Genomic DNA, 20,812 nt, shown 5'->3' with positions numbered 1-20,812 from the left:
GCGGTGGCGCGGCGAACCGGACGGAGCCAGGTGAAGCAGGTCTCGACGGGTGCGAGGGGGTGCAGGTGAGCACCGACGCGGAACAGGCGCACTCACCCCACGGCACGCCCCCACCACGCCCCGCACATCCCCCGCGCACGGCGCCCGAGCGGCCTTCCGCGCCCCCGTCGCGCCCCGCCAACGCGCCCGGGTTCACCCCGGATCCGGAGACACCCGTCCTCGGCGTACGGGCGAAGGCCCCGTTCTCCCGGGGCACCGCCGAGGCGTCCGGCACCCGGGTGCCCCCGCAGCCCTCGACACCGCCGCGCCCGTCCGTGCCTCCGCGCACCGGCGCGCCCTTCGGGAACGGCCGTCCGGGCGGTCGGCGCCGTCCCCCCAGCCGTACGGCGGCCGCCGCCGCGAGTCTCGTGCTCGGCCTCGGGCTGCTCGGCGGGGCGGCGGCCGGAAGCTGGCTGGGCGACGCCCCCGGCGCCCAGCCGTCCACCGCCGACACCTACGCCCACGCCCGCTCCGCCTGGCGCAGCGTCCCCGTGGACGACCTCTTCCCGCGCACCCTGCGCGGCAAGGGCGGGGGCCCCGGCGGCGCCGACCGCGCCTGGACCCGGATAGCCGTCGCCCCCGACAGCAGCTGCGGCGGCGGATTCGATCCGCTGCTCGCCAAGGCGCTGGCCCCGGTGGGCTGCAAACGGCTGGTGCGCGCCACGTACACCGACGCCACCAGCACCAGTGTCACCACCGTCGGAGTGCTGATCACCACCTCGGGACCCGCCGGGATGCGGGCGCTTCAGCAGCGCTTCGTCACCGAGAAGCTGGACGAGCGCACCGATCTGATGCCCCGCGCATACGCCGCCAAGGGCACCGCCGCGGCCGGCTTCGGCGACGACCAGCGCGCCAGCTGGCGGATCCGGATCCTCGCCGACGCCCCCGCCGTCATCTACACCGTCACCGGTTTCGCCGACGGCCGTGAGGTCACCGACCCGCAGTCGGCGGGCGAGGCGACCCAGCGCGGCGCCACCTCGGCCCCCGCGCAGTCCGGCCTCGGCAACGACGCCCGGGGCATCGCCGACGCGATCGAGTCCGGATTCCGCCGGGCCCTGGCCACCTTCGCGGAGACCACGTCATGAGCGGGATCGGGCGGCGCCTCGCCGTGGCACTCGCCGCCGCCGGGCTGACCCTGGTGCCCGCCGCGCCCGCGGACGCCGACGGCATACAGGCCCAGGAGTGGGCGCTGGACACCCTCCACGTCCGCGAGGCATGGCAGACCACCAAGGGCTCCGGGATCACCGTCGCCGTCCTCGACACCGGTGTCGACGAAGGCCACCCCGACCTCGAAGGCCAGGTGCTGCCGGGGAAGGACCTCATCGGCTTCGGCGCCCGGCGCGGCGAACGCGCCTGGGCCCGCCACGGCACCGCCATGGCCGGGATCATCGCCGGGCACGGCCACGGGGCGTCCGGCGGCGAGGGCGTCCTGGGCGTCGCCCCGAAGGCCCGGATCCTGCCGGTGCGGGTGATCCTCGAGGACTCCGATCCCGACCGTAAGAAGGCCCGCTCGACCCGTGGCGGCGCGCTCGCCGCCGGGATCCGCTGGGCGGCCGACCACGGCGCCGACGTCATCAACCTCTCGCTCGGCGACGACAGCGCCTCCGCCCACCCCGAGGCCGCCGAGGACGCCGCCGTGCAATACGCGCTGCGCAAGGGCGCGGTCGTGGTCGCCTCCGCGGGCAACGGCGGCGAGAAGGGCGACCGGGTCTCCTACCCGGCCGCCTACCCCGGGGTCATCGCCGTGACCGCCGTGGACCGCTACGGCTCCCGCGCCGCCTTCTCCACCCGCCGCTGGTACGCCACCGTCTGCGCACCCGGCGTGGACGTGGTCATCGCCGACCCCGACAAGCGCTACTACGAGGGCTGGGGCACCAGCGCGGCCGCCGCCTTCGTCTCCGGCTCCGTCGCCCTCGTCCGCGCCGCCCACCCCGACCTGAGCCCGCGCCAGATCCGCGGGCTCCTCACCCGGACCGCCCAGGACGTCCCCGAGGGCGGCCGCAGCGACGACCTCGGCGCGGGCCTGGTGAACCCGGCGGCCGCGATCACCGCGGGCGACAAGCTGAAGCCCGAGGCCCAGCGGCCCGCCGCGGCCGCCGCCCCGGACCGCTACTTCGGCAACGGCCCCGGCCACACCCAGGGCGCCCACGACGACTCCGGCCCCAACCAGATGGCCCTCCTCGCCGGCCTCGCGGGCACGGCCCTGATCGTCGCCGCGATATCCCTGTGGCGCGGCTCGGGCCCCTTGCGGATGCCCCCGCGGCTGCGGGCACTGCTGCCGGGCGCGCGTACGCGCTGAGCGGCCGCGTACGCGCTGAGCGCCGCCCGGGCGCCGCGATGATCGGCTAAGGCCCGTTGCCAGGCGCGCCGCTGACGGGGCTCCGTCGGCCCTGAGCGGCGCCCGGCCGCCGCGTCGTCGGTCCGGGGCCGGTGCGCGCCTGCTCGTGGGGAGTCCGCGCGCTGAAGGCCCGGCGGCGGTCGTCGGCTGGGGGCCGCTCCGGACCAGTCCGCTCACCGCGATCCGTATGCGGCGGTCGTCGCCACGGCCGTCCGGGCCACCTCTTCCACCAGCGCCACCCCGCCCTCCCGGTCCGTGCTGCCCTCGGACAGGACCGCGATCAGATGGGGCCGGCCGTTCGCCGTCACCTCGCCGATGCTGTTGACGACCCACAGGCCGGTGGCGTCGCGGGGCATCCAGCCGTTCTTGAGCCGCGTTCCGCGGCCGGTGCCGGCCGCGGCGGACGAGACGCCCCAGGTCTGACCGGCGATGACGCGGCCCATGAGGGTCCGTAGATACGCCTGGGAGCGCGCGCTCAGCGGGGAGCCGTCCAGGAAGACCGCGCGCAGCAGGGTCAGCTGATCGGACGCGGTGGTGTGGGTCAGCCCCCAGCGTCCGCGGTCGTCGGCGTGCGTATCGGTCAGCCCGAGCCGTCCCAGCGCGGTCTCCAGGCCGCATCCCCCGCCGATCGTCCCCCACAGCGCCGTCGCCGCGTCGTTGTCACTCCGCTCGATCATCACGGTGGCGTACGAGCGCTCCTGAGCGGTCAGCCGCCGCCCCTCGTCCTGCGCCCCGAGCAGCAGCGCCGCGAGGATGCCGACCTTGATGACGCTCGCCGTGGCGTACGAGCCATCGCCGTGGGCCCCGGTCGCCCCGGACCCCGTATCCAGGACGGCGACCGAGAAGTCCGCGGCCAGGGGCGCGAGCGCGTCGGCGAGCGCGCCGCTCAGCCCGTCCGTACCGGACGGGGCGGGCAGGGCCGGGCCGCCGTCGTTCACGCGTTCCACGCCGTCTCCTTCACTGCGGCCCCTGCCCCGGGTGGGGGTCCGGCGGATCTCGGTCTCCTCGCTGTCGATACCCTCATGGCGTGGCGCTCAAGAACATTCCCGACCCCGGCTTCTCCGGCGACGACGGCTCCGCCGACCCCCGGCTGACCGCGGCGCTCGCCGCCTGGGCCGATGACCGCTCGGCAGAACCGGAGGTGCTCGCCGCGCTCACCGGCGCCCGGCTGCTCGTTCCCGTGGTGGCGATCCTCGGCGAGGCCGAGGTGGTGGAATTCAAGCCGCGCGAAGCGTCCGTTGAGGGTGGTGGCGGGCGACGGGCGGGCGGGCTGCGCCGCGACAAGACCAGCGACATGGCGGTGCCCACGCTCCAGGCTCCCGACGGCCGGCGCGCGCTGCCCGCGTTCACTTCGCTCGAGACGCTGGCCCGCTGGCGCCCGGACGCCCGGCCCGTGGCCGTACCGCTGCGCCAGGCGCTGGAGGCCACCGCCCATGAGCAGGCGGACACCCTGGTCCTGGACCTCGCGGGCCCGGTGCCGTACCAGCTGACCGGCCCCGCCCTGCTGGCCCTCGCCGAGGGGCGGACCAGCGCCGATCCGCTCGCCGACCCGGCCGTGACCGAGGCGGTGCGCACCGTGCTGGCCGCCGAGCCGGAGGTGCTCCGGGCCCATCTGGCCCCGGCGGCGGACGCCGACGGGATGCTCGCGCTCGCCCTGACTCCGCAGGCGCCCGCGCGCGAGACGGCGCACCGGGTGGCGGGCGCCCTGGCCGCCGACGAGGTGCTGCGGGCGCGGCTGGTGCGCGGGCTGACCCTGGCGCTGCTGCCGCCGGACGCGCAGATCCCCGGCGAGCCGCTCTTCAGCCGCTGAGGGGCGGGGCCCGGCCCCGCCCCATGCGGACCAACAGGCGAATCCTCCCGATACCGCCCACAATGCTTAGGCGACTGGCGGTCGGAATCTGCGTGAGGAGAGCGCCATGGAGACGAGAACGGTCGTAGCGGAGTTCATCGGGACCGCGATGCTGGTCCTCTTCGGAGTCGGTTCGCTGGTCCTGGCGGGCGACTACATCAACGCCCTCGGGGTCTCGCTCGCCTTCGGCTTCACGCTGATCGCGATCGCCTTCGCGTTCGGACGCATCTCGGGCTGCCACATCAACCCGGCGGTGACCCTCGGTGTGCTGCTGGCCAGGCGCATCGACATCCGTACGGCCGTCCAGTACTGGGTCGCGCAGTTCGTCGGTGCGATCGTGGGCGCGGCGATCCTGTTCCTGCTCGCCAACCAGGTGCCCCGGCTCCAGACGGCCGGCGCCTTCGGCAGCAACGGCTACGGCGGCCGCTCACCGGTCGGCATGGGCGCGGGCGGGGCCTTCCTCGCCGAGGTGCTGCTGACCTTCCTGCTGGTCTTCGTCTTCCTCACGGTGACCCACGCGGTGCCGATGGTCGGCGCCGAACCGGTCCCGGTGGGCCTCGCCCTCGCCGCGGCCAATCTGATCGGCATCCCGCTGACCTGGGCCTCGGTCAATCCGGCGCGCAGCTTCGGCCCCGCGATCTTCGCGGGCGGCGATGCGCTGGGCCAGCTGTGGCTGTTCATCGTGGCGCCGCTGGTCGGCGGGGTGCTCGCCGCGGTGGTGCACCGGTTCACCCATCTCCATCCGGCGGGCCAGGCCGACCGGGAGGAGGCACATCCGCCCCCGGCGACCGGGCCGTGGGGACGCATGCGCGGCGGCCACCGCCCCGAGGCGGGCGGCCCGGAGACCAAGGGCCCGGAGGCGGCCTGAGCGACGAGCGGCCCGGAGGCGGCCTGAGGCCGAGTCGATGCCGGGGCCCGGATGCCGGGGCCCGGCCTTACCGGCCATGAGGGACCGGCCTTACCGGCCTTGAGGAAGGGGCGGCCGGTCAGCCGAAGATCGGGCCGGTGAACTTCTCGCCGGGCCCCTGCCCCGGCTCGTCCGGCACCACCGACGCCTCGCGGAAGGCGAGCTGGAGGGACTTCAGGCCGTCCCGCAGCGGAGCGGCGTGGAAGGAGCTGATCTCCGTGGCGCCGGCCGTGACCAGCCCCGCCAGGGCGTTGATCAGCTTCCGCGCCTCGTCCAGGTCCTTGTGCTGGGGGCCCTCCTCGGCCAGGCCGAGGTTGACCGCGGCGGCGCTCATCAGGTGCACCGCGACCGTGGTGATCACCTCGACCGCGGGCACATCCGCGATGTCCCGGGTCATCCGGTCGAAGTCGGGGGCCGGCGGCTGCCCGGCGTTGGCGTCGCTCATGGTGGTCGGGGCTCACTTCCTGGATGGACGGTGTGACCCAGCCTAGGCGTCCGCCCGGCACCGTACGCACGGGGCGGGTGAGTTCACCGGGAGGCGAGGGGGACGCGGGACGGGACGGATACCCAGGACGCAGCGGGTGAGCATCGCGCGCGGGTGCTGGTATCGTAGATAAACGACCGGCCGGTCACCTGTGTGTCCGGCCCACAAGTGGAGGCTCCACGCTCCCACCTCCCGACCCACGGTTGGCAGGTCATCGGTCAGGCTGCGCCCCGCGGTGATATCGCGGCGGTGCTCCCGGTCAATGAGGAGCCCCGCCTGTGTACCCGTCGGGGCGTTTTGTGCGTCACGACGCGGTGGTCTCAAAACTAAGAGACGTTACGCGGCAGTCCGCCAGACGGTCGCGTGGTGCAACCGAGGAGGATCCATCAGCGCCGAGCCCCGCATCAACGACCGGATTCGCGTCCCCGAGGTGCGACTCGTCGGTCCCAGTGGCGAGCAGGTCGGCATTGTGCCGCTTGCCAAGGCCCTGGAGCTTGCGCAGGAGTACGACCTCGACCTGGTCGAGGTGGCGGCGAACGCCCGTCCGCCGGTCTGCAAGCTCATGGACTACGGAAAGTTCAAATACGAGTCGGCCATGAAGGCCCGTGAAGCGCGCAAGAACCAGGCGCACACGGTCATCAAGGAGATGAAGCTCCGGCCGAAGATCGACCCGCACGACTATGACACCAAGAAGGGTCACGTCGTCCGGTTCCTCAAGCAGGGCGACAAGGTCAAGATCACGATCATGTTCCGTGGCCGTGAGCAGTCCCGGCCCGAGCTCGGCTACCGGCTGTTGCAGCGGCTCGCCGAGGACGTCCAGGAGCTGGGCTTCGTGGAGTCCAACCCCAAGCAGGACGGCCGAAACATGATCATGGTTCTCGGTCCGCACAAGAAGAAGACCGAGGCGATGGCCGAAGCCCGTGAGGCGCAGGCCGCCCGCAAGGCGGAGCGCCAAGGCGTTCCCCACCTGGACCAGTCTCCGGACGCGTCCGTGGAGCAGTCTGCCGAGGAGCCCGCCGAGGCGTGATGTCCGAGGCGCCAGCCTCGACCCCGGGACCCCGGTCCCGACACACACCGAAATAATCGACGCTTCCGTACACACCGGTCAGCGGCCTGCTCGCGCTGCGCCCGGATGAGGCGGAAGTGCCCCGACGAGGAGAGTACGGCGACATGCCGAAGAACAAGACGCACAGCGGTGCCAGCAAGCGCTTCAAGCTCACCGGCTCCGGCAAGGTGGTGCGCCAGCGCGCCGGTCGCCGCCACCTTCTCGAGCACAAGCCGTCCACGCTGACGCGCCGCCTGGCCGGAAAGGTCGAGATGGCCCCTGCCGACGCCAAGAAGATCAAGAAGCTTCTCGGCAAGTGACGCCGCTGCCCCGCTTCGGCGGGGCGAGGCGAGCGCCAGACCGGGACCCGCCGGGACCTATTCGTTTCCGGGCCGCGTGAGTCACCCGCGGCCCCGTACAAGGAGTTAAACAAGTGGCACGCGTCAAGCGGGCAGTCAACGCCCACAAGAAGCGCCGGGCGATCCTCGAGCAGGCCAGCGGCTACCGTGGCCAGCGCTCCCGCCTGTACCGCAAGGCCAAGGAGCAGGTCACCCACTCTCTGGTCTACAACTACAACGACCGCAAGAAGCGCAAGGGCGACTTCCGTCAGCTGTGGATCCAGCGCATCAACGCCGCTGCCCGCGCCAATGGCATGACGTACAACCGCTTCATCCAGGGCCTGAAGGCCGCGAACATCGAGGTCGACCGCAAGATTCTGGCGGACCTCGCGGTCAACGACGCGAACGCGTTCGCGGCGCTGGTGGAGGCTGCGCAGAAGGCGCTGCCGAGCGATGTGAACGCGCCGAAGGCCGCGTAGGCGTAAGCGCTGCGCTGAGCATTGCCGAGTGGACCCGCAGGTGAACGCATCACCTGCGGGTCCACGCATGCCGGTGCCGCCCCCGGGCGAGCCCCGGCGGCCGGGCTGTGCCCCCTGGGGGTTGCGTCTCCGGGCGCGCCCCGGAGGCGGGGCTGTGCCCCCTGGGGTCTCGTCGTCGGGTGCGGCCCGGTGGCCGGGTTGTGCCCACCCGTCCCTCCCCCAGCTACCGCTGGGAGGTACCCCCTCCGCGGGACGATTGCCCACAACGACGGACGGCTGGTCGCAGCTGGGCGCGCTGCTGCCCCTTCCGGGGGTCCGGGGGCTTGCCCCGGTTTCGGGGAGGGGCGGGGTGGGGGAAGCCGCCCCGCGAGGCGATGCCCGCGGCCGGGCAGGTTGCCCGGTGCCCGGCACGCGCAACCGACACACCACACGAGAAAGCGCACCCAACCCCATGGCGACCCCCGAATTGACGTCCCTGCGATCGCCGCGCGTCACCGCCGCCCGGCGGCTCGCCAAGCGCAGCTTCCGCGGCAAGGAGCGGCGGTTCATCGTCGAGGGGCCGCAGGCCGTACGGGAGGCCGTCGCGCATCTCGTGGAGGTGTACGCCACCCCCGAGGCCGCCGAGCGGCACCAGGAGATCCTGGACGCCGCCCGCGCCGCGGACATCCCCGTGTTCACCGCGACCGACGACGTCGTCGCGGAGATGTGCGACACGGTCACCCCGCAGGGCATCGTCGGGCTGTGCCGCTTCCTGGACTCGCCGTTCGAGGAGATCCTGGCCGCCCGGCCGAAGCTTGTCGCCGTGCTCGCCAACGTCCGCGACCCCGGCAACGCCGGCACCGTGCTGCGGTGCGCCGACGCCGCCGGGGCGGACGCGGTCGTACTGACGGACGCCTCCGTGGATCCGTACAACCCCAAGGCCGTACGCGCCTCCGTCGGCTCCCTCTTCCACCTCCCCGTCGCCATCGGCGTACCCGTCGAGCGCGCGGTGAGCGGGCTGCGGGAGGCCGGGGCGCGGGTGCTGGCCGCGGACGGGGCGGGGGAGCGGGACCTGGACTCCGAGCTGGACGACGGGCTGCTGGGCGCCCCCACCGCCTGGATCTTCGGCAATGAGGCATGGGGCCTGCCGGAGGCTACCCGCGCACTCGCGGACGAGGTGGTGCGCGTTCCGATTCACGGCAGGGCCGAGAGCCTCAACCTCGCCACGGCCGCCGCCGTGTGCCTCTATGCCTCCGCTCGTGCGCAGCGCGCTCCCGCAGGGTGCCGCTCCGTCACATCGACCTAGTAGGGTTGCCCCCTCTGGGAGGGGACCCGAGAGGGGGTGTGGGGATGGACGTCAGGACCTCCGGCGCCAGGGCGGCCGAAGCCCATGCGCCCGGAGCGGAGCCGCCCGACGGGGGGCAGGACCCCCTGTCCACCGTGGGGGACCCCGGCGGCGCGCCGGACGCGTTCGGGCCGCACCCCGACGAGCTGCCCGACGGCCTGGTCGTGGCCGACGAGACCGGCCTGGTCACCTGCTTCAACGCGGCGGCGGCCCGGATCACCGCCACCGACCCCGCGGACGCGATCGGCCGCCGGCTCGAGGTGGCCCTGCCATTAGAGGACCTGGACGGCCGGCGCTGGTGGGCGCTGACCGATCCCTATGGAGGGCTGGCCATCCGGGCGGGGCAGCCCGAGCGGAACCTGCTGCTGCCGGGCGGCCGCGAGGTGCTGGTCTCGGCCCGCTATGTGCGCGAGCGGCCGACCGGACCGGTGCGCCGGGTGGTGGTCTGTCTGCGCGGCACCGAGGCCCGCCGCCGCACCGAGCGCAGCCACGCCGAGCTGATCGCGACCGTCGCCCATGAGCTGCGCTCGCCGCTGACGTCCGTGAAGGGGTTCACGGCCACGCTGCTGGCCAAGTGGGAGCGGTTCACCGACGACCAGAAGCGGCTGATGCTGGAGACCGTCGACGCCGACGCCAACCGGGTCACCCGGCTGATCGCCGAGCTGCTGGACATCTCCCGGATCGACTCCGGCCGGCTGGAGGTGCGCCGTCAGCCGGTGGATCTCGCCGCCGCCGTCCGCCGCCATGTGCAGGCGCTCACCGCGGCCGGGCACACCGCCGAGCGGTTCCTGATCAGGGTCAGGGGGCCGCTGCCCAGGCTGTGGGCCGATCCGGACAAGATCGATCAGGTGTTGGGCAACCTGCTGGAAAACGCGGTGCGCCACGGCGAGGGAACGGTCACCATTGATATAGCGCCCGCACCGGCCAGGCCGGTCGCGGAAGGCCCCGCGGAAGGCCCCACTGTCGAAAGGACCGCCGTCACCGTGAGCGACGAGGGCCCCGGTATCCCGGAGGAGTCGATGAGCCGAGTCTTCACCCGCTTCTGGCGGGGCAGCAAGCGCGGCGGCACCGGCCTGGGGCTCTACATCGTCAAGGGCATCGTCGAGGCCCACGGCGGCACGATCACCGTCGACCGGGCCCGCGGCGGCGGCGCGGAGTTCCGATTTACCCTGCCCGTGGGCACCCCGGCCTATCTGGCCTGATCCACCCGCGGGCTCCTTCAGCAAGGGGCGGACCCCGAGCGCGGCGGCCGTCGCGCGGCGTCCCCCGGGACAGCACCCCTCCCGCGCCCCTTAGACTCGGGCTTTGGCACCTTTGGCGTCCCCAGCACGGGGCGCAGCGGTCGCAGCCAGTCGAGCCGGGGTCGCGCAGCCGGGGGGCACCTCCCAGCGGTAGCTGGGGGACAAACGGAAGCACGGGAAGAGATGTCGGCACCCAATAAGTCGTACGACCCTGTCGAGGTCGAGGCACTGAAACCGGAAGAGATCGCCCGCAGGCGGGACGAGGCGCTCGCCGCCATCACCGCCGCCGGGGACCTCGAGGCGCTGCGCGAGGTGAAGGTCGCCCACACCGGCGACCGCTCTCCGCTGGCGCTCGCCAACCGCGAGATCGGCGCCCTGCCGCCGCACGCCAAGGCGGACGCGGGCAAGCGCGTCGGCCAGGCCCGCGGCCAGGTGAACCAGGCGCTGAAGGTCCGCCAGGAGGAGCTGGAGGCGGAGCGTGACGCGCGGGTGCTGGTCGAGGAGGCGGTGGACGTCACCCTGCCGTACGACCGCACCCCGGCCGGCGCCCGCCACCCGATCACCACGCTCTCCGAGCGCATCGAGGACGTCTTCGTGGCGATGGGCTACGAGGTCGCCGAGGGCCCCGAGGTCGAGGCCGAGTGGTTCAACTTCGACGCGCTCAACTTCCCGCCGGACCACCCGGCCCGCGAGATGCAGGACACGTTCTTCGTCCAGGGCGCGAAGGAGGGCGAGAGCTCCGGTGTGGTGCTGCGCACCCACACCTCGCCGGTGCAGATCCGGTCGATGATCGACCGTAAGCCGCCGATCTATGTGATCTGCCCCGGCCGTACCTTCCGCACCGATGAGCTGGACGCCACCCACACCCCCGTCTTCAGCCAGGTCGAGCTGCTGGCCATCGACGAGGGCCTGACCATGGCCGACCTCAAGGGCACGCTCGACCACATGGTGCGGGCGCTCTTCGGCGAGGGCATGACCACCCGGCTGCGGCCGAACTTCTTCCCGTTCACCGAGCCGTCCGCCGAGATGGACATGCTGTGCTACGTGTGCCGCGGCGAGTCCGTGGGCAACCCGGACCGGCCCTGCCGCACCTGCTCCAGCGAGGGCTGGATCGAGCTGGGCGGCTGCGGAATGGTCAACCCGCGGGTGCTCATCGCCTGCGGCATCGACCCGGACCGGTACAGCGGCTTCGCCTTCGGCTTCGGCATCGAGCGGATGCTGATGTTCCGGCACAACGTGGAAGACATGCGAGACATGGTCGAGGGTGATGTGCGCTTCACCAGGCCCTTCGGGATGGAGATCTGATGCGGGTCCCGCTTTCTTGGCTGCGGGAGTACGTCGACCTGCCCGCCGGTGAGACCGGCCGTGACGTACAGGCCAAACTCGTCGCCGCCGGGCTCGAGGTCGAGACGGTCGAGCAGCTCGGCGCGGGGCTCAAGGGCCCCCTGGTCGTCGGGCAGGTGCTGACCATCGAGGAGCTGGAGGGCTTCAAGAAGCCGATCCGCTTCTGCACCGTGGACGTCGGCCAGGCGGGGGGCACCTCCCAGGCCGAAGGCTCTGGGGGAGGGACCGGTGAGCCGCAGGAGATCGTCTGTGGCGCCCGGAACTTCGCGGTCGGCGACAAGGTCGTGGTCGTGCTGCCCGGCGCCGAGCTGCCCGGCGGCTTCGCGATCTCCGCGCGCAAGACCTACGGCAAGGTCTCGCACGGCATGATCTGCTCCAGCGACGAGTTGGGCATGGGCGACGACGGCGCGCACGGCATCATCGTGCTGCCGCCGGAGTACGAGGTCGGCACCGACGCCATTGAGCTGCTCCAGCTCGTCGACGAGGTCCTGGACATCGCGGTCACCCCCGACCGCAGCTACTGCCTGTCGATGCGCGGCATCGCCCGCGAGACCGCCATCGCCTACGAGCTGCCGCTGCGCGACCCGGCCCTGCTGGACGTGCCCGCGCCCAACAGCCACGGTTACCCGGTCAAGGTCGCCGACCCGGTCGGCTGCGACCGCTTCACCGCCCGCACCGTCACCGGGCTCGACCCCGAGGCGCGCTCCCCGATCTGGCTCCAGCGCCGGCTCCAGAAGGCGGGCATGCGACCCGTCTCGCTCGCGGTCGACGTCACCAACTACGTGATGCTGGAGATCGGCCAGCCGCTGCACGCCTACGACCGCTCCCGTATCACCGGGGCGATCGGGGTGCGCCGCGCGCAGCCCGGCGAGAAGCTCACCACCCTCGACGGCACCAAGCGCGTCCTGGACGCCGAGGACCTCGTCATCACCGACGAGAGCGGTCCCATCGGCCTCGCCGGAGTCATGGGCGGCGCCAACACCGAGATCGCGGACAGCGCCGCCGACCCCGAGTCCGGCCAGGTGGCGGGCACCACCGAGGTGGTCATCGAGGCCGCCCACTTCGCCCCGGTCCCGGTCGCCCGCACCGCCCGCCGCCACAAGCTGTCCTCCGAGGCGTCCAGGCGGTTCGAGCGCGGTGTCGACCCCGAGGCCACCTCGGCGGCGGCGCAGCGCACCGTCGATCTGCTGGTGCTGCTCGCGGGCGGCACCGCCGAGGTGGGCGTCACCGAGATCATCGCGCCCAGGGCCCCGCACACCATCACGCTGCCCGCCGACCATCCGGACAAGGTCGCGGGCGTGGCCTACGGCCGCGAGACCGTGGTGCGGCGCCTCCAGCAGATCGGCTGCGACGTCTACGGCGCCGACGACCTCACCGTCACCGTCCCCAGCTGGCGGCCGGACCTCACCGACCCCAACGACCTGGCCGAGGAGGTCATCCGGCTCGAGGGGTACGAGAACCTCCCCTCGACCCTGCCCCGGCCCCCCGCCGGGCGCGGGCTGACCGAGCGTCAGCGGCTGCACCGCCGGGTCGGCCGGGCGCTGGCCGGGGCCGGCTACGTCGAGGCGCTGAACTACCCGTTCCTCGGCGAGGAGGTCCTCGACCAGTTCGGGCTGGCCGCCGACGACCCGCGGCGCGATCTGGTCCGCCTGGTCAACCCGCTGTCGGACACCGAGCCCGCGCTCCGTACGACGCTGCTGCCCGGGCTGCTCGGCGCGCTGCGCCGCAACGCCGGCCGCGGCGAGCACGACCTGGCGCTCTTCGAGACGGGTCTGGTCTTCCGCGCCACCGGCGACGAGCCGCCCGCGGCCGTCCTGCCCGTCGACCGCCGTCCCACCGACGAGCAGATCGCCGGGCTGAACGCGGCGCTGCCACACCAGCCGCGCCGCGCCGCCGTCGTCCTCGCGGGCGACCGCGAGCAGGCCGGCTGGTGGGGCAAGGGCACCCCGGTGAGCTGGGCCGACGCCGTCGAGGCGGGCCGGGTCGTGGCCCGCGAGGCGGGCGTCGAGCTGATCGTCCGCCAGGACCAGCAGGACCCGTGGCACCCGGGCCGCTGCGCCGCGCTGCTGGCCGTCGTCGACGGCCAGGAGATCCTCGTCGGCAACGCCGGTGAGCTCCACCCCCGGGTCACCAAGGCCCTGGGGCTGCCCGAGCGCACCTGCGCGATGGAGATCGAGCTCGACCGTCTCGAGCAGGCCGGTGCCGGCCGTGTGGAGGCGCCCCACGTCTCCACGTTCCCGGTGGCCACCCAGGACGTCGCGCTGGTCGTGGACGCGTCCGTGCCCGCGGCCGAGGTCGAGAAGGCGCTGCGCGAGGGCGCGGGGGAACTGCTCGAATCCCTCCGTCTGTTCGACGTCTTCACCGGTGAGCAGCTCGGCGAGGGCAGGAAGTCGCTGGCCTACGCGCTGCGCTTCCGTGCCCCGGACCGCACGCTGACCGCCGAGGAGATCGCCGCCTCCCGCGACGCCGCGGTGTCGGCGGCCGCCGACCGCACGGGCGCCACCCTGCGCGGAGCCTGACGGCACCCGGCACGCGCCACCACGGAGGGGCGCACCCGTACGCAACGGGTGCGCCCCTTCGCCGTACCCCGGCCCCCGTGACGGCGGACGCACACGCCACGCGGGGCTGCGGGTGTCCCGGGACGGCGGACGCACGCCGCGCTGCGGGTGTCCCGGGCCCTCCGGCGCCCGCTCGCCTGCTCGGCTTGCGCGGGCCGTCGCGGTGGCGGCTTACGGGGTGTCCGGCGGACCACGCGGCGGAGCCGCGTAGCGATGCTTTCCCCTCCCCGCCCCTTCCCGATACCAGGGGTTCCGCCCCTGGACCCCGGAGTCCAGGGGCGGAGCCCCGGCTCGAGGTCTGGGGGCGAAGCCCCGCACGCGGCGGAGCCGCATATCGTCAGGTGTCGGGAAGGGGAGCGGCCCGCCGCAGGCGTCACGAGTCGCCGGACACCCTGGCTAAGCGGCCTCATTGAAGTCCGGTGCGGTTCGGGTGCGCCCCGAAGGGGCGCGGGCTGTGTCGATGTGCGGCTCCGCCGCGGCTGTGTCGATATGCGGCTCCGCCGCGTGGGCGACCAGCCACGACGGCGCCGCGGACGATCGACGACAGGTCGGGGCACTTCCCGCGGAGCGCTTAGCGGGCGCCGGTGGCCTTCCGGGCGGGCTTGGGGCTACGGCCCCGCCGTAGCCCCAAGCCCGCCGCCCCACCCGGTCGACGGCAAACAGCCGACACCTCGTCCGCGGCACGGCGGGGTGTTCGGGTGGGCGCCTGGGGTGCGGTCACCCGATCAGGTGAGATGCGGAGGCGGCTGGTCCAATTGGCAGCAGCCGTCGCAAGAATCGTGCCGGTCGTACGGCCCATGCGGGACCGACCGTCCGGGGGCCCGGCCGACCGCCTCATTGGCCGGCGTTGGGGGCGACACATGATCGGGACATCGGCAGTCGGCGGCGCGTTCGCACGGAGGGCACGGAGCCTGCGGGCGGCCGCCCGCGCCGTCCCCTGTCTGTGGGTGCTCGGCGTCATCTGCTGGGAGCTGCTGACCCCGCATCACACCGAGGTCGTCCCCCTCATCGCCGCCGCACCCGCCATCGCCTGTGCGAGCGGCGGCCGCCGCGGACGCGTGCTGCTGCTCGGCAGCGCCGGTCTGCTGTTCGCCCTCGCGCCCGTGACCGCGCTGGAGCCCGACGGCGAGGTGACGGACCCGCACGCCCCGCTGGTCACCTGCTGCGCCATCGCCGGCGTGGCCCTCGGCGGCTATCTCACGGCGGGCCGCAAGGTGCGGCTGGTCCGCGAGCTGGAGGAGCTCCGGGCGGTGGCCGCCGCGGCGCAGGACGTGGTGCTGCGGCCGCTCCCGGCCCGGCTGGCGGGCATCGAGCTGGCGGGCGGCCATCTGTCGGCCAGCCGGGGCGCCGCCGTCGGCGGCGATCTCTACGAGGCGCTGGCCACCCCGTACGGCGTTCGCGTCATCATCGGCGATGTGCGCGGGCACGGCCTCCCCGCGATCGGCACCGTGGCCGCCGTCCTCGGCAGCTTCCGTGAGGCCGCCCATGAGGAACCCCGGCTCAGCGGGGTGCTGCGGCGGCTCGACCGCGCCCTGGAGCGCCATCTGCGGGCCCGCGCCGACGGGGAGTGCCCGCTGGACAGCCATGTGGACGAGGAGTTCGTGACCGTCCTGCTGCTGGAGGTGGGCCGGGACGGCGAGGTCACCGCGCTCAACTGCGGCCACCCCTGGCCGTACCGCCTCCGCGAACAGCCCGTGGGCCCGGCCCTGGCCCGGCAGACCGCACCCGGCGAGGTGCTGCCCCCGCTGGGCCTCTTCCCGCTCCCCGCCGAACTCCCCACCGCCCACTGGGGCTCCCTGGAGACCGGCGACACCCTGGTGCTGCACACCGACGGCGCCGAGGACGCCCGCGACGCCCAGGGCACGTTCTTCCCGTTGCGCCGCGCCCTGTCCGAGGCCGCGGGCGCCGGACCGCTCGTCCCCGCGGCGGTCGTGGCGGGGGTGCGCGCGGCGCTGCTGCGCCACACCGGCGGCAGGCTCGCCGACGACGTGGCGCTGCTCGCCCTGCGCTACGACCACTGCCCGCTCTCAGGCCCCAGCGCTCTCACCCGCCCCGCCGCCGACGCCCACCGGGCCTAGGGCCTGTCGGGGGTTGTGATCTGGATCAGGGAGCGGGGCGTGGTGCGTGCGATCGTAGGGCGCCGGAAGGCCCTCGTAGCGGAGCTACTAGGGCGTTTCGGCAACGCGGCGAGCGTGCGTGCCACGCCCCGCGAGCCCAGATCACAACCCCAGACAGGCCCTGGAACGGCCCGCTCCCACCACCCGATTCACACCCCGTGCGAAGCGCCCTCCATTACGCTGGCGCCACCGAGCGCTTCGGGAGGGCGAGATGGAGCCCAACACACTGCTCGACTCCGTGCTCGACGAGGCCGGAGTCTCCCACGCGGGGCTGGCCGCGCATGTCAACGAGGCGGGCCGGGCCCGGGGGATGAAGCTGCGGTACGAACACACCGCGGTGGCCCGGTGGCTGAAGGGCCAGCGGCCGCGCGGCCAGGTGCCCGACCTCATCTGCGAGGTGCTGGGCGAGCGGCTGCACCGCGCCCTCACCCTGGACGACATCGGACTCGGCACCCCCGGCAGCGCCCGCGGCCCCGCCACCTCGCTCTCCGGATTCGTCGAGCGCGCCACCGCGCTGTGGCGCTCCGACGAACAGCAGCGCCCGCATGTCGTCGAGGCCCCGGCGGTCACCGGTACCCCCGCCGTCATCCCGGTGTGGGAGTGGGAGAACCCTCCCGAGGACTCCGATGTCTCCCGGCGCGGGCTGACCCGCGTGAGCATGACCGACATCGAGACGCTGCGCGCCGCCCGCGCCCACTACGAGCAGATGTACCGCAAGGCCGGCGGTGTCGCGACCCGGACCCGGGTGGTGGGGTTCCTCAACTCCGAGGCGGCGCCGCTGCTGCGCGGCGCCTACGCCGACGACACCGGCCGCCAGCTGCACCGGGCGACCGGCGGCCTGGTCGCCATCGCCGGGATCTGCGCCTACGACTCCAACACGCACGGCCTGGCCCAGCGCTACTTCCACCAGGCGCTGCGGCTCGCCAAGGCCAGCGGCGACCGGGGCCTGGGCGCGTATGTGATAGCGCTGCTGGTCAACCAGTCCCTCTTCATGAAGGAGTACCGGCAGGCGGTCGCCTTCGCCGAGTCGGCGCTGCGCGCCGCGGGTTCCCAGATCACCCCCGCGCTCGCCGCCGACCTCTACGCCATGCAGGCCAAGGCGTACGCCCGGCTCGGCGACGGCGCCGGAGCGCTGTCCTGCATCCGGCGCGCCGAGACCGCCGCCGACCGGATCAGACCGGGCCAGGAGCCCGACGAGACCGGCTATGTCCAGCCGGGTCTGGTGAACGTCCAGGTGGCCGAGGCGCTGTTGAGCCTCGGCGACCTCGGTGGCGCCCGCGAGCACGCCACCGCCGCGGTCGGCACCCCCGCCCACGACCGGGGCCGGGTGCACCGGCTCGCCATGCTCACCCATATCGAGCTGCGCCAGGGCGAGGCGGACCGGGCGGGCGCCACCGCGGTGGAGATGACCGAGCGGGCGCGGGGCATGGAGTCCCAGCGGTTACGCGACCGGCTGCGGGCAGTACGGGAACACCTCGCGGCCAGCGGAAGCGCCGCGACGGCCGAGGCCGCCGAACTCATCGACGGGGCACTGCGCGTTCCTCTGTGACCGCGGTTCCGCTCGCGGGTCCGCACTCTCGTCAGCGGGTGGCCCAGGATGGCCTCCCGTGCGACGAAAGGTGGCTGACAGTGCGCTGGAAGAACCTTAGGGAGCGGACCGTGTACGAGAACCGATGGTTCCGGGTCAACCTCGCCGATGTCCGGCTCCCCGACGGACGTCAACTCGATCACTATCTGATCCGGCTGCGCCCGGTGGCCGTGGCCACCGTGGTGAACGCGGCCAACGAGGTGCTGCTGCTGTGGCGGCACCGGTTCATCACCGACGCCTGGGGCTGGGAGCTGGCCGCGGGCGTCGTCGAGGACGGTGAGGACATCGCCGACGCCGCGGCCCGGGAGATGGAGGAGGAGACCGGCTGGCGGCCCGGCCCGCTGCGCCATCTGCTCTCCGTCGAGCCGTCCAACGGGCTCACCGACGCACGGCACCACATCTACTGGGCAGAGGAGGCGTCGTACGTCGGGCACCCGGAGGACGACTTCGAGTCGGACCGCCGCGAGTGGGTGCCGCTGAAGCTCGTGCCCGATCTGGTGGCGCGGGGCGAGGTGCCCGCGGCCAACATGGCGGCCGCGCTGCTGCTGCTCCACCACATCAGGCTCGGGTAGGCCGGGCCACCGGCCGTCCTGGCTAGTGTCCCGCCGCCTGCCATACCGCGACGGCCAGGGCGGACACCCCGGTCAGGGCGGCGATGGAGGGCAGCGGCCAGCGTCCGTGCTCCAGAATCCGTAGCCGCCCGCCCAGTTGGTTCACGTCCTCCTCAGCCTGCTCTCCACGGTGGTCGAGCAGGGCGAGCCGGCCGTCGACGCGGGTGAAGCCCACTTCGACGGTCCGGCGCAGTTCCGCGAGCTCCACGGCTAACGCGGCTTGCTCGGGCTCGGTGGTCACGGGTTGATCCCCTTCCGGATGTAACGTCCATGCAGTGGTGACACTCCGAGTCAAGCGCATGCCCAGGTGGTGCGGGAGCGTGTGTGGGGATGGTGTGTGAGTCACCGGCGCACACCCCGTGCGAAAGGCGGGTACTCAGCGGGTACTCATGGGGGACGGCGGTCGGGGGAAGGGACCACGAGGGGCGGGCGGACCGGATGGAGCGGATCCATCCCAGGCCGGACAGGCCGGACAGAAGGGACGGATGTGCAACTGATCGCCGCTCCGATGTGGGAATTCGGCGCCGACCAGGGAGTGCGGCAGTTCGCCGAGCTCGGCGTCGCGCTGGTGCTGTCCACCCTGATCGGGCTCGAGAGGGCGGTGCAGCAGAAGAGCGCCGGGCTGCGCACCCACACCCTGGTGGGTGTGGGCAGCGCGCTGTTCATGCAGGTCTCCCAGTACGGCTTCGCCGATGTGCTGTTCCGCGACCACGTCGGCCTCGACCCCTCGCGGGTGGCGGCGCAGATCGTCTCCGGTATCGGCTTCATCGGCGGCGGCCTGATCTTCGTCCGGCGGGACGCCGTCCGCGGCCTGACCACCGCCGCGACCGTCTGGCTGACCTGTGCGGTGGGCATGGCCTGCGGCGGTGGTCTGGCCCTGCTGGCCACCGCCGCCACCGCGGTGCACTTCCTGGTGATCCGGGGCTATCCGGTACTCACCCGCCGGCTGCCGACCGTCTGGTCGGCCGAACGGGTGGAGTTGAGCCTCTCGTACCGGGTGGGCGCCGGACTGCTGCCGCGCGTGCTGGAGCTGTGCACGGCCGCCGGGTACAAGGTGCTGCGGGTCCGGGTGGACCGGGCACCGTGGAAGGGCCGGGACCGCACCACCAGGATCGTCCGGGCCGAGGAGGAGGCCCGGCCCGCTGATACGGGCGTCGCCGAGGTGATGCTCGCCCTCGAGGGCACCGGGGACGTCCTGCGGCTGGTCGGGGAGATCTCCGAGCTGGACGGCGTCCTCGGCGCCGACGCGGGCCACGACCTCGACGGCTCGGACTGACGGCTCAGACCGCCCGCGTCCTCAGTGCGTAGCCCGCGCACCCCGGCGGATGCGTACGGCCAGGGCCGGGGTTGGCCCAATCTGTCAGTCGAGGGGTGTGTCAGGTGAGCGGAGCCAGAGCTGTTGTCCGCCGGGGGACACGGTCAGCCCGAAGTCGCCGGAGTCCGGGCTGCCGTCGTTCACGTATGTGTCGTGCACGGCGGTGGCCTCGTCCCACAACCGGCGTGGGCCGTAACTCCACACCTCCTCCTGGGTGACGGTGGCCGCCGACCCGTTTCGATCATGGAGCCACATCTGATACCTGCCGTCCGGTTTTCCGTCGGCCATGACCACGCCCGGCAGTTTCGCGCCCGCGTAGAGGGCGAAACCGAGGCCCGCCATGGTCTCGGCGGGAAGCGCGCCGGTGCCGCCGCGCCGCCCCGTTCCGCTGTCCACCGGGGCGTCCGGGCGAGGGCGTTCCGAGCGCATGGGCATGAACCGGGCTCCGCCGACGAACCGGCCGGAGGCCACCCCGTCGCCGCCCACGTCGAGCCGCACCAGCGCCCCGGACCAGAAGTCTCCTGCCAGCGGGGCGAGGATGAGCCCGCCCGGCTTGGTCTGCCGCACCCAGGCGTAGGGGATGCGGCGCACCGAACAGGTCGCGATGATCCGGTCGTACGGCGCCCCGGACTCCCACCCCCATGCGCCGTCGCCCCATACGACATCAGGGCTGTACCCGGCGTCCTTGATGACCTTCGCGGCCTTCTCCGCCAGCACCGGATCAACCTCGACGGTGGTGACGTTCCGGCTCCCCAGGCGCGCGGCGAGCAGCGCGGCGTTCCAGCCGCTGCCGGTGCCGATCTCCAACACGCGCTGCCCGTCGGCGACCTCCAGCGCGGTGAGCATGCGCGCCACCATCGTGGGCATGGAGTTGGACGAGGTCGCGATGGCCGGGCCGTCGCTCTGCCCGTCGTCCACCTGCGTCACGATCGGCACATCCCGGTAGACAAGGTCCCACCAGGCCGCGTCCGTCGTCACGGGAACGCAGGTGGCCCGCTGCTCCCAGATGTCGGCGGGGATGAAGTGGTGGCGTGGGACAGCGGCGAAGGCCGGGCGCCATGCGCCCGGCAGCTCGCCGGACGCGGCGAGAGCTTCCAGCAGCGCCGCGTGACGTGGTCGCCAGTCCTCGGTCATGGGCCCTCACTTCTCCCTCGGGGGCGGCGTGCCGTCCGGCGGGGGCGGCGGCGGGGGCGTCCACGGCTTGATCGGGGCGGGATCGCCCTTGTGCTTGTTCT

At 73.5% G+C, this 20,812-nt stretch carries 19 protein-coding genes; 15 read left to right on the top strand and 4 right to left on the bottom strand.

Features of this window, described 5'->3' with window-relative positions:
- Positions 1-65: 65 nt before the first annotated feature.
- Positions 66-1,124, top strand: a complete 1,059-nt coding sequence (locus tag KHP12_RS13700; RefSeq protein ID WP_211832998.1) for a hypothetical protein — start codon at positions 66-68, stop codon at positions 1,122-1,124.
- Positions 1,121-2,338: a type VII secretion-associated serine protease mycosin gene (gene mycP / locus KHP12_RS13695; protein ID WP_086885512.1), complete on the top strand. Its 1,218-nt coding sequence runs from the start codon at positions 1,121-1,123 to the stop codon at positions 2,336-2,338. The genes KHP12_RS13700 and mycP overlap by 4 nt, the downstream gene beginning before the upstream one ends.
- A gap of 212 nt (positions 2,339-2,550) precedes the next feature.
- Here mycP and KHP12_RS13690 read toward each other — a convergent pair whose 3' ends face one another.
- Positions 2,551-3,324 (bottom strand): serine hydrolase, encoded by a 774-nt coding sequence (locus KHP12_RS13690; protein ID WP_208653234.1) that lies wholly within the window; start codon positions 3,322-3,324, stop codon positions 2,551-2,553.
- A gap of 80 nt (positions 3,325-3,404) precedes the next feature.
- Between KHP12_RS13690 and KHP12_RS13685 the strand changes: the two genes are divergently transcribed.
- Complete coding sequence (locus KHP12_RS13685) at positions 3,405-4,187, top strand: SseB family protein (protein ID WP_086885513.1); 783 nt, start codon at positions 3,405-3,407, stop codon at positions 4,185-4,187.
- Between the two features lie 106 nt (positions 4,188-4,293).
- Positions 4,294-5,094 (top strand): aquaporin, encoded by an 801-nt coding sequence (locus tag KHP12_RS13680; RefSeq protein WP_086885514.1) that lies wholly within the window; start codon positions 4,294-4,296, stop codon positions 5,092-5,094.
- 118 nt (positions 5,095-5,212) lie between these two features.
- On the opposite strand, the gene KHP12_RS13675 is transcribed toward KHP12_RS13680, so the two are convergent.
- On the bottom strand, positions 5,213-5,578 hold the full coding sequence (locus tag KHP12_RS13675; RefSeq protein WP_086885515.1) for a DUF1844 domain-containing protein: 366 nt from the start codon (positions 5,576-5,578) through the stop codon (positions 5,213-5,215).
- Positions 5,579-6,047: 469 nt separating this feature from the next.
- Between KHP12_RS13675 and infC the strand changes: the two genes are divergently transcribed.
- From infC to KHP12_RS13625, 10 genes are all read left to right on the top strand, one after another.
- Positions 6,048-6,644: a translation initiation factor IF-3 gene (gene infC / locus KHP12_RS13670; protein ID WP_037961588.1), complete on the top strand. Its 597-nt coding sequence runs from the start codon at positions 6,048-6,050 to the stop codon at positions 6,642-6,644.
- A 143-nt stretch (positions 6,645-6,787) separates the two neighbouring features.
- Positions 6,788-6,982 (top strand): 50S ribosomal protein L35, encoded by a 195-nt coding sequence (gene rpmI, locus KHP12_RS13665; protein ID WP_020867203.1) that lies wholly within the window; start codon positions 6,788-6,790, stop codon positions 6,980-6,982.
- Positions 6,983-7,095: 113 nt separating this feature from the next.
- A complete protein-coding gene (gene rplT / locus KHP12_RS13660) occupies positions 7,096-7,479 on the top strand; it encodes a 50S ribosomal protein L20 (RefSeq protein ID WP_009713826.1) in 384 nt (127 codons plus the stop codon).
- 451 nt (positions 7,480-7,930) lie between these two features.
- Entirely contained in the window at positions 7,931-8,764 is an 834-nt protein-coding gene (locus KHP12_RS13655; protein ID WP_210610171.1) for a TrmH family RNA methyltransferase, read from the top strand.
- Between the two features lie 44 nt (positions 8,765-8,808).
- Positions 8,809-10,005, top strand: coding sequence for a sensor histidine kinase (locus KHP12_RS13650; RefSeq protein WP_211832997.1), 1,197 nt, complete (start codon positions 8,809-8,811; stop codon positions 10,003-10,005).
- Positions 10,006-10,227: 222 nt separating this feature from the next.
- Positions 10,228-11,349, top strand: a complete 1,122-nt coding sequence (gene pheS / locus KHP12_RS13645) for a phenylalanine--tRNA ligase subunit alpha (RefSeq protein WP_086883235.1) — start codon at positions 10,228-10,230, stop codon at positions 11,347-11,349.
- Positions 11,349-13,907 carry a phenylalanine--tRNA ligase subunit beta gene (gene pheT / locus KHP12_RS13640; RefSeq protein WP_211832996.1) on the top strand — a complete coding sequence of 853 codons (2,559 nt, stop codon included), beginning with the start codon at positions 11,349-11,351 and terminating at the stop codon, positions 13,905-13,907. The genes pheS and pheT overlap by 1 nt, the downstream gene beginning before the upstream one ends.
- A gap of 899 nt (positions 13,908-14,806) precedes the next feature.
- Positions 14,807-16,024, top strand: coding sequence for a PP2C family protein-serine/threonine phosphatase (locus tag KHP12_RS13635; protein ID WP_210610173.1), 1,218 nt, complete (start codon positions 14,807-14,809; stop codon positions 16,022-16,024).
- Positions 16,025-16,274: 250 nt separating this feature from the next.
- The gene (locus KHP12_RS13630; protein WP_086885177.1) at positions 16,275-17,612 is read left to right on the top strand and encodes an NsdA family TPR-like regulatory protein; all 1,338 of its coding nucleotides are present in this window, start codon (positions 16,275-16,277) and stop codon (positions 17,610-17,612) included.
- A gap of 80 nt (positions 17,613-17,692) precedes the next feature.
- Positions 17,693-18,223 (top strand): NUDIX hydrolase, encoded by a 531-nt coding sequence (locus KHP12_RS13625; RefSeq protein ID WP_037961561.1) that lies wholly within the window; start codon positions 17,693-17,695, stop codon positions 18,221-18,223.
- A 22-nt stretch (positions 18,224-18,245) separates the two neighbouring features.
- Here the strand turns inward: KHP12_RS13625 and KHP12_RS13620 are convergent, their stop codons facing one another.
- Positions 18,246-18,503, bottom strand: coding sequence for a hypothetical protein (locus KHP12_RS13620; RefSeq protein ID WP_037961557.1), 258 nt, complete (start codon positions 18,501-18,503; stop codon positions 18,246-18,248).
- Positions 18,504-18,770: 267 nt separating this feature from the next.
- On the opposite strand from KHP12_RS13620, the gene KHP12_RS13615 reads away from it, so the two are divergent.
- On the top strand, positions 18,771-19,538 hold the full coding sequence (locus KHP12_RS13615; RefSeq protein WP_086885178.1) for an MgtC/SapB family protein: 768 nt from the start codon (positions 18,771-18,773) through the stop codon (positions 19,536-19,538).
- A gap of 84 nt (positions 19,539-19,622) precedes the next feature.
- Here the strand turns inward: KHP12_RS13615 and KHP12_RS13610 are convergent, their stop codons facing one another.
- Positions 19,623-20,711, bottom strand: coding sequence for a methyltransferase domain-containing protein (locus KHP12_RS13610; protein WP_211832995.1), 1,089 nt, complete (start codon positions 20,709-20,711; stop codon positions 19,623-19,625).
- Between the last annotated feature and the right edge of the window lie 101 nt (positions 20,712-20,812).

Origin of the sequence: Streptomyces asiaticus, assembly GCF_018138715.1 — a bacterium.
In the GTDB taxonomy this organism is placed as follows: domain Bacteria; phylum Actinomycetota; class Actinomycetes; order Streptomycetales; family Streptomycetaceae; genus Streptomyces; species Streptomyces asiaticus.
This window is presented reverse-complemented; position numbering and strand designations above follow the sequence as displayed.